Raw genomic sequence first — 8587 nt, forward strand, 5'->3', positions numbered from 1 at the left:
TCGCCAGACGCTCTTTGTGCGGTATTGCCTTTCATAATATTCCCATGAAGCAGCACCGCACAAATCATTTTGTGTGGTTTCATCGCAATGACAAGTGGAGTTTTGGATAGAAGACAGGGGAGAGCAATCATGACTGAGAAAAAAAGGCTCCAGATTGGTCTGATGATACACCATCTGGAAAATGAATATGCAAGCGAAATTCTCAAGGGTGCGATTGCTGCGGCAGAAGAACTGGACATCAACCTGATCCTGCTGCCGGGCAGAGGCATCAATGCAGTAGAAGATGATGAAAAATACTCGATCTATGATTATCAGTACAACGTGATCTACAACTATGTTTCTGAAAGAAATCTGGACGGTCTGCTGGTGTCGGTAGGCACTGTCGGCTCCTATATCAGTCGGGAGGAAATGGCACAGTTTCTCCACTCCTATGATCCGCTGCCTCTGCTGACTATGGAAGTGGAATTCCCGGGATACCCCTGCATTCGGTTCAATACCAACGCCATGAAGCTGGCAGTAGAACATCTGATACACCACCATGGCTGCCGGAAGATCGGCTTTGTTTCCGGTCCTATGGGAAATCAGGATGCCATGGAGCGTCTGCAATGCTACCGTGCAGTGCTGGAGGAGAACCATATCCCGTATGACTGCACCAAGGTGGTATACGGCAACTTCTCCGAGGCTTCGGAAGAAGTGGTGCGGAATCTGCTGGATCTGCACCCCGATCTAGAGGCGATCTGCTTTGCCAATGATAAGATGTGCATCGGCGGCTATGAGGTGTTCAAGGAACGGAAAATGCGTGTCGGCGAGGATATTCTGGTCACCGGCTTTGACGATTCCGAAGTTGCCACCAGTCTGAAACCCATGCTGACGACCGTGCGTACCAATATCAGAAGTATGGGCTACCAGTCGGTGCAGGCTTTGGTGGAACTGATCCAGACAGGGAAAACCCGGAGCAGGACGCTGGACGCACGGCTGATCGTGCGGGAATCCTGCGACCTGACAGAGGAACAGATCCAGAATCCGGCAGATCACTGTGCGGCGGAAGAAATTGTGGGTATGATCTTCAACAAGTACATCGGCGATCTGGAGAGCACGACAAAGACCAGATTCATTCAGCGGGTGTGGGAACTGCTGATAAAAGAATTTCAGGCAGTTTGCAGCCATGAACCGCTGCCGCTGGCGGAATACCAGAAGGAAATCTCCGAGATGTTCGACCAGACGGACGTGATTCCGATACAGGTGCCGCTGCTGAAAAAAGTTGTGACGCATGCGAAAGAATTTGCCGTGCAGATCTGTCGGGAACAGCCGGAAAATCTGCTGGCAGTAGAACGGCTCCATGCGTTCTTTCTGGATAACCTGCTGGACTACAGCATGCAGCAGCAGTATCTGCTCCGCACCAATCTGGTGTACAGCAATTTCCTGATCAGCAACATCAACAAGGACATGATGATTAACAGCAATGACGAGGAAAAAAGCTTTTTCTCCATTGTGAAAAACCTCTATCGGGTCAGCTTCAAGAGCAGCTATATCTACGTGTTCCATTCGCCGGTGGTGCACTATCAGTATGAGCAGTGGATCATGCCGGAAAACCTGTACCTGAAATCCTACCATATCGGGCAGAAGTTACAGCGGGTAGAGCCGCCGGAACAGCAGGTTTCCGTTTACTCCTGCATTGCCAACCGCTATATGCCGCAGGATCGGCGGTATACGTTTGTCATGGTGCCGCTGTTCTCCAACGAGGAGCAGTACGGGCTGTTTATCTGTGAACTGGACTATAACCATTTCTCCCAGATCTATTCCGTAGCACCGCAGATCTGCTCCGCCATTAAGATGACGCGTCTGGTCAAGGAACTGGAGGGCAATCTGGAGGAAGCACGATTCGCCAACAGCCGTCTGAAGCTGATCTCCGACTCGGACGAACTGACTGGTGTGTACAACCGCCGCGGCTTCTATCGTGCGGCAAATGCCATGCTGAGCAGTCAGGAATCCGCTGGGAAAGGCTGCGTGCTGATTCTGGCAGACTTGGACAATCTGAAGATCATCAACGATACATTCGGACACGACGGCGGCGACCATGCCCTGAAAACCTGCGTGCAGTATCTCAGTTCTGCAACGCCGCTGCTGGACGCGATCGGCAGAGTAGGCGGCGACGAGTTTGCCGGCTTCGTCATGGTCGATGATCCGGAAACTGCCGGAAAGCAGATCTACGACAGCATCAAAAAGGCTGCCCAGCAGTATAACGCCACCAGTGCCATTCCCTATAACATCACGCTGAGTGTCGGTGTGTATACCATGACATGTCAGGGCGGGGAACAGGTGCAGAATTACGTCAAGTACGCCGATCAGAAGCTATATCAGGATAAGAAAAACAAGAACCGCATTGTCATCAAACCGCAGAATAATTCTATGCCAGTGTAACTGTGTGGTATTGCAAAAAGCCGCATCACCGGAACTTTCTCCGTGATGCGGCTTTTGTTGTTTCTATTGCATGCGATCTGCGTGCAGATCTTTCGCTTTCAGGGGCATTTTTTCGTTCACTTCTTGTGAATATCTTCCCGAATCCGTTCCTTGATGCCCTCGAAAATCACCTGTTTTGCGTGGATTGCCTGTTCCTTGGTCGCCGCCGGAATGCCTTTCAGCGGATAGTCGATGCCCAGATTTTCGTATTTGACTTCGCCCATGGTGTGGTACGGCAGCACGTCCAGAGCTTTCAGGTTATCCAGTCCGCCGATAAAATGCCCCAGCTGTTTCAGATAGGTATCATTCAGCGTAATGGTCGGCACGACCACGTGGCGGATCCAGACGGGAACGCCCTTTTCGTTCAGATACTCCGCGAATTCCAGAATGTGCTTGTTGCTCTGCTTGGTCAGCTTCTGGTGCTCGGTGTCGTCAATGTGCTTGATGTCCAGCATGACCAGATCTGTCACTGCCATAAGGCGGTCGAATTCCTCGCGGCGTTCCTGCCGGAACAGGATTCCGGAGGTGTCCAGACAGGTATGGATGCCCTTTTTCTTGGCAGTTTCAAACAGTTCTGTCAGGAACTCCATTTGCACCAGCGGCTCGCCGCCGGTGGCGGTAATGCCGCCGTCATGGAGAAATTCCTTGATGCCGTCATACTCTTTCAACAGGGATTCCACAGAACGCAGATTTTCGGTGTTGCTGTTGTCGATCGTCCACGTGTCCGGATTGTGGCAGTACTGACACCGCATGGGGCAGCCCTGAAAGAAAATCACAAAGCGAATGCCGGGGCCATCAACGGTGCCGAAGCTTTCGGTAGAATGAATGTGTCCTTCCATATTGTACTCCTTTCCTGAAATGCAGCATTTCACAAATATTCTGCCGCACTCCGATCATTTTGATACAACAATGGGCGTACAGAAACTGCACGCCCACTGCTAACATTATGTTATGCTAATTTTGCTGTTTCAGTACGTTTCCGCTTACAGAGAAGCGTGGAAAGTTCTGGTGATAACGTCGTCCTGCTGTTCCTTGGTCAGCTTGATGAAGTTAACAGCATAGCCGCTGACACGGATCGTCAGCTGCGGATACTTTTCCGGATGTGCCTGAGCGTCCAGCAGAGTTTCGCGGTTCAGAACGTTTACGTTCAGGTGGTGTCCGCCTTTTTCTGCATAGCCGTCCAACAGACCTACCAGATTTTCAATTTGCTTTTCGTTTGCCATGATAAATTCCTCCTTGAGAATTTACAAATCGGGATATACGCGGGACTGGTGAAAAATTCACTCGTCCTCTATAAATTCAGTCGGCTGACAGCAAGCCATGTTCCCCTTCGAGCAATCCATGCTGCGATAGGTCTTCACATTCAAGCCCTCGCCCATGAGATCGTCTTCGGAAATCGTGAGATGACCGCTGCCATCTTCCATGAGCTTTTCAATCATGTCCACCAGTTCGTCCGACTTATCCTGTTCCTTGACTTCATGTTCTGCCATGACCCTGTGCCTCCTTTCAAATAGTCCTTTTCAGACTTACTGCTTTTCCATTTCCTCGCGGATAGAAGCGATGTCAATATCACCAGCGAATACCTTGGAATCCTTACCCAGAGCATCCGGAATGATGGTGAAGGTGTTGGAGATACCGTCCTGTGCATTCTTCCACGGCAGCTTTGCAACAGATGCCATAGATGCTGCTGCACCGTGAGTGTCACGGCCGTGCATCGGGTTTGCACCCGGAGCCAGCGGCTGACCCTTCTTACGGCCGTCCGGAGTGTTACCGGTCTTCTTGCCGTATACAACGTTGGAAGTGATGGTCAGGATAGAAGTGGTCGGAACGCCGCCTCTGTAGCAGTAGTTGCTGCGGATCATATCCATGAACTTGTCCAGGATCTCAACAGCAATGCTGTCTACACGGTCGTCGTTGTTGCCGTACTTCGGGAAGTCGCCTTCTACTTCGAAGTCAGTTACAACGCCGTATTCGTCACGAATGCACTTTACCTTTGCATACTTGATTGCAGACAGGGAGTCAGCAACAACAGACATACCAGCGATACCGGTTGCGAAATAACGCTTTACATCTCTGTCGTGCAGAGCCATCTGGATTGCTTCGTAGCAGTACTTGTCGTGCATGTAGTGGATGCAGTTCAGGGTATCTACGTACAGCTTAGCCAGCCATGTCATCATGTCTGTGTACTTTGCCATAACGTCATCATAATCCAGATAATCGCCTTCTACCGGACGATACTTCGGACCAACCTGATTGTGCTTGCCGGTCTTAGCGTCCAGTCTTTCATCGACACCGCCGTTGATTGCGTACAGCAGGCACTTTGCCAGGTTTGCACGTGCACCGAAGAACTGCATTTCCTTACCAACACGCATGGAGGATACGCAGCAAGCGATCGCATAGTCATCACCGTGTGTCACACGCATCAGATCATCGTTCTCATACTGGAACGAGGAGGTGTTGATGGACAGCTTTGCACAGTAGTGCTTGAATGCCTTCGGCAGACGCTTGGACCACAGAACGGTCAGGTTCGGCTCCGGAGCAGTACCCAGATTTTCCAGAGTATGCAGATAACGGAAGCTGTTCTTGGTAACCAGAGTTCTGCCGTCGATGCCCATACCACCGATAGATTCAGTAACCCACTGCGGGTCGCCGGAGAACAGTGCGTTGTATTCCGGAGTTCTTGCGAACTTGACCATACGCAGCTTCATGATGAAGTGGTCGATGTATTCCTGAGCCTGTTCTTCAGTCAGAGTGCCGTTGTCCAGATCACGCTGAATGTAGATGTCCAGGAATGTGGAGGTACGGCCGAGGCTCATTGCTGCACCGTTCTGATCCTTGACAGCACCCAGATATGCAAAGTATGTCCACTGGATTGCTTCCTTTGCATTGGTAGCCGGAACAGAAATATCATAGCCGTACTTCTTTGCCATGTTCTTCAGAGCCTTCAGAGCCTTGATCTGGTCTGCCAGTTCTTCACGCAGGCGGATCTTTTCTTCGGTCATGGTGCCGGAAGTAATTGCCTTCTGGTAGTTCTTGTCTTCGATCAGGCGATCGATACCGTACAGAGCCACACGGCGATAGTCACCGATGATACGGCCGCGACCATAAGCATCCGGCAGACCGGTGATGATTGCATTATGACGAGCAGCACGCATTTCCGGTGTGTAAACATCGAATACGCCCTCGTTATGTGTCTTTCTGTAGTGTGTGAAGATATAGGTGATTTCCGGATCTACTTCATAGCCGTAAGCCTTGCATGCTTCTTCAGCCATACGGATACCGCCGAACGGCTGCAGAGAACGCTTCAGCGGCTTGTCAGTCTGCAAACCTACGATAGTTTCCAGATCCTTGTCGATATAACCTGCTTCGTGAGAATCTACTGTCGATACCAGCTTGGTATCCATGTCCAGAACGCCGCCGTTTTCACGTTCTTTCTGGAACAGATCCATTACTTCGCTCCACAGCTTTGTTGTGGATTCTGTCGGGCCAGCCAGGAAGCTTTCGTCACCCTCATACGGAGTGTAGTTCTTCTGGATGAAGTCACGAACGTCGATGGTCTTTTCCCAAGCACCGCCAACGAAGCCTTCCCATGCTTTTGCCATTGTCTCTGCCATTTTAAGATCTCCCCTTTGCCGGATAAACCGGCGAAATTTGATTTGGATTTTTCCAAAGCACAATCTTTTGGGCAGGCAATTTTCACGACGCTTGCACGACATGTTTTTTGCCGTCAGAGGACTGTGTTTTGATCTGTCTTAATAATATCACATCTCAACTACGATGTCAATAGGTTTCTTGCAAATTCCCAAGATTTTTTTTTGCAAAACCTTACTTTTTGATCTTTTCCGGCGATTTGTTGGATTCCTCTTAAAAAAAAGAAAAGCAAAATCGCATTTCCTGTTTCGTTTGTAAAATTGTAGGTCCAATTTCAGCTTTGACGGTGACGATCTGATGTGTTATACTAAAGCAGATTTATAAGGCAATACCGCACAAAGATTGTGCGGTATTGCCTTATAAATAAGAACGGAGGTCTTTTCATGTTACAGCTTTCTCCCCGCAGTACCATTGCACTGGTGGGCAGTTCCGACGGGCTGCCCCGGGACAGTGATACGGTTTCGCGTCTTTGTGCTGTTCTGGAATCACTGGGACTGCACACCGTGATTTTTCCATCCCTATACCAGACTGCTGCCGGCAAGCCGCAGCCGGCAAAACGACGCGCCGCAGACATACAAGCCGCGTTTGCAGACCCGGAAGTGGATGCTTTATTCGATCTGACCGGCGGTGACGCAGCAAATGCCATTCTGCCCCATCTCGATTTTAAAGAGATCGCCAGATGCTCAAAGCCCTTTTTTGGGTACAGCGACGTCTCGGTTCTGCTCAATCCGCTGCAGGATTTCGGAGACATCCCGGTGTTTTATTTGCAGGCGCGCTTTCTGGCAAGCTGTTCCGCCGCCAAAGAACGGTTTGCGCGCTGGATACAGCAGCAGGACGATGCCCTGTTTCGATTTCACTATGCCTTTTTGCAGGGCAGTTCGCTCTCCGGAAGGGTCTGCGGCGGCAATATCCGCTGCACGCTGAAGCTCACCGGCACACCGTGGCAGCCAGATCCCACGGGACGGGTACTGTTTCTGGAGAGCTATTCCGGCAGTTTTGCTCGAATGGAGACTATGCTGCACCAATACCGGCAAATGGAAATGTTCTCCCGATGCAGCGGCGTGTTGCTGGGGAACTTTTCGGAACTGGCGGAAAAGCAGCAGCTCCCGACGCTGTACCGGTTGGTGCAGGACATCATAGACGATCCTGCGCTGCCCATTGCCGTGACCACAGAATTGGGGCATCAGCCGGAGGCGCATTGTCTGGCATACGAGGGAATCCGCTTAGAAGGATCGCAGCTGTAGCCATCCCACTGCCAGCAAAATCGCCAGCATCCCGAAATTCACAGCAGAAAAAATGCCCAGATATTTTCCCGGACGGGAATGCACTGCCTTACTGTAAAACTGATAGGAGATCAGACTCGCCAGAGATGCGATAGGCGTTCCAAGGCCGCCCAGATTCACGCCCAGCAGCAGTGCATTTGCATTTTCTGTAAAGCCGGACAGCATCACCGCCGCCGGCACATTGCTGATACACTGCGAAAGTGCTGCCGAGACCCACAGTTCCCTGCCCTGCATCACGCCGGCAAAGAAATCCCGAATCACATCGACCCGTGCAATATTGCCCACGAACACGAAAAAGCAGACAAATGTCCCCAGGAGACAGTAATCTGCCTGGGCAAAGAGCTTTTTGTCACAGAGAAATACCAGTACAGCAGTCAGCAGAAGGCAGAGCCAGTCCGGAAGCACCCGGAACACAGTCAACAGACACGCCAGAAACAGCAGCAGATATACCGCCGCCGGCTTTTTCGGTATGGCAGACGAAGCCGTTTCCACAGGCTTTCCGGCGCAGGGCGTTTTCGGCAGCAGGAACGACAGTCCCAGAAGGATCAGCCAGCTCAGCACGCCGGCGGGGAGCATGGTACGGAAGAAGTCTGCGGTATGCAGCTGATACGCCGCATAGAGGTATAGGTTCTGAGGATTGCCTACCGGTGTCATCATGCTGCCCAGATTGGCGGCGGCTGTCTCCAGAACAATGACCCAGATGCGGCTTTTCTCATCCCCGATTTCCTGGAACAGCAGCAGTGTCAGCGGCACAAAAGTGAGCAGCGCCACATCATTGGTCACCAGCATTGCACTGAAAAAACAAAGCTGAACGAGGAACATTCCCACACGCCGCACCGTCCCGGCACGTTTCAACAAGTTTTGCGTCACCTGTTCAAACACGCCGATGCTGCGCAGTCCTGCCACCGTGAGCATCAGACAAAACAGCTGAATCAGCACAGCCCGGTTGCAGTAGGACAAATAGCCGGCATCCGGCGGCACAAAGCACATGGACACCAGCGCCGCCAAAAGCGAGATCCCCAGCACCGGCTGTCCTTTCCACCATTGCAAAAAACGTTTCATTGATACATTCTCCTTTTCTGTTACGTTCTACATACTTTCCAGTATAACACTTTTCCGGGAAAAGTCAAACGCTCCTGTCAGATGATTTTCCACATTTCCTTGGGCAATACCGCACAAAGATTGTGCGACAG

Annotated in this window: 7 protein-coding genes; 2 read left to right on the plus strand and 5 right to left on the minus strand. The window is 51.2% G+C overall.

The genetic code is table 11. The features are described from left to right. Positions 1-129 precede the first annotated feature (129 nt). Positions 130-2421 (plus strand): diguanylate cyclase, encoded by a 2292-nt coding sequence (locus RUMCAL_RS00665; RefSeq protein ID WP_021680442.1) that lies wholly within the window; start codon positions 130-132, stop codon positions 2419-2421. Between the two features lie 116 nt (positions 2422-2537). On the opposite strand, the gene pflA is transcribed toward RUMCAL_RS00665, so the two are convergent. The 4 genes from pflA to pflB form a co-directional block, all read right to left on the minus strand. After that, positions 2538-3299, minus strand: coding sequence for a pyruvate formate-lyase-activating protein (gene pflA / locus RUMCAL_RS00670; RefSeq protein WP_021680443.1), 762 nt, complete (start codon positions 3297-3299; stop codon positions 2538-2540). Between the two features lie 144 nt (positions 3300-3443). Next, positions 3444-3683, minus strand: coding sequence for an autonomous glycyl radical cofactor GrcA3 (gene grcA3, locus RUMCAL_RS00675; RefSeq protein WP_021680444.1), 240 nt, complete (start codon positions 3681-3683; stop codon positions 3444-3446). A 57-nt stretch (positions 3684-3740) separates the two neighbouring features. After that, a complete protein-coding gene (locus RUMCAL_RS00680; RefSeq protein ID WP_021680445.1) occupies positions 3741-3950 on the minus strand; it encodes a hypothetical protein in 210 nt (69 codons plus the stop codon). A 36-nt stretch (positions 3951-3986) separates the two neighbouring features. After that, positions 3987-6062, minus strand: coding sequence for a formate C-acetyltransferase (gene pflB / locus RUMCAL_RS00685; protein WP_156902361.1), 2076 nt, complete (start codon positions 6060-6062; stop codon positions 3987-3989). A 432-nt stretch (positions 6063-6494) separates the two neighbouring features. Here pflB and RUMCAL_RS00690 point away from each other — a divergent pair, with 432 nt between their 5' ends. Continuing rightward, the gene (locus RUMCAL_RS00690; RefSeq protein ID WP_021680447.1) at positions 6495-7355 is read left to right on the plus strand and encodes an LD-carboxypeptidase; all 861 of its coding nucleotides are present in this window, start codon (positions 6495-6497) and stop codon (positions 7353-7355) included. Here RUMCAL_RS00690 and RUMCAL_RS00695 read toward each other — a convergent pair. Next, positions 7335-8456, minus strand: a complete 1122-nt coding sequence (locus tag RUMCAL_RS00695) for an SLC13 family permease (protein WP_021680448.1) — start codon at positions 8454-8456, stop codon at positions 7335-7337. The two genes, RUMCAL_RS00690 and RUMCAL_RS00695, sit on opposite strands and share 21 nt — an antisense overlap. Between the last annotated feature and the right edge of the window lie 131 nt (positions 8457-8587).

This window comes from Ruminococcus callidus ATCC 27760 (genome assembly GCF_000468015.1).
Classification (GTDB): domain Bacteria; phylum Bacillota; class Clostridia; order Oscillospirales; family Ruminococcaceae; genus Ruminococcus_C; species Ruminococcus_C callidus.

Excerpts from the sequence above, each read along its gene's own strand:
- pflA (WP_021680443.1), bottom strand. The coding sequence starts at position 3,299 with ATGGAAGGACACATTCATTCTACCGAAAGCTTCGGCACCGTTGATGGC.
- pflB (WP_156902361.1), bottom strand. The coding sequence starts at position 6,062 with ATGGCAAAAGCATGGGAAGGCTTCGTTGGCGGTGCTTGGGAAAAGACC.
- RUMCAL_RS00695 (WP_021680448.1), bottom strand. The coding sequence starts at position 8,456 with ATGAAACGTTTTTTGCAATGGTGGAAAGGACAGCCGGTGCTGGGGATC.
- RUMCAL_RS00665 (WP_021680442.1), top strand. The coding sequence starts at position 130 with ATGACTGAGAAAAAAAGGCTCCAGATTGGTCTGATGATACACCATCTG.
- grcA3 (WP_021680444.1), bottom strand. The coding sequence starts at position 3,683 with ATGGCAAACGAAAAGCAAATTGAAAATCTGGTAGGTCTGTTGGACGGC.
- RUMCAL_RS00690 (WP_021680447.1), top strand. The coding sequence starts at position 6,495 with ATGTTACAGCTTTCTCCCCGCAGTACCATTGCACTGGTGGGCAGTTCC.
- RUMCAL_RS00680 (WP_021680445.1), bottom strand. The coding sequence starts at position 3,950 with ATGGCAGAACATGAAGTCAAGGAACAGGATAAGTCGGACGAACTGGTG.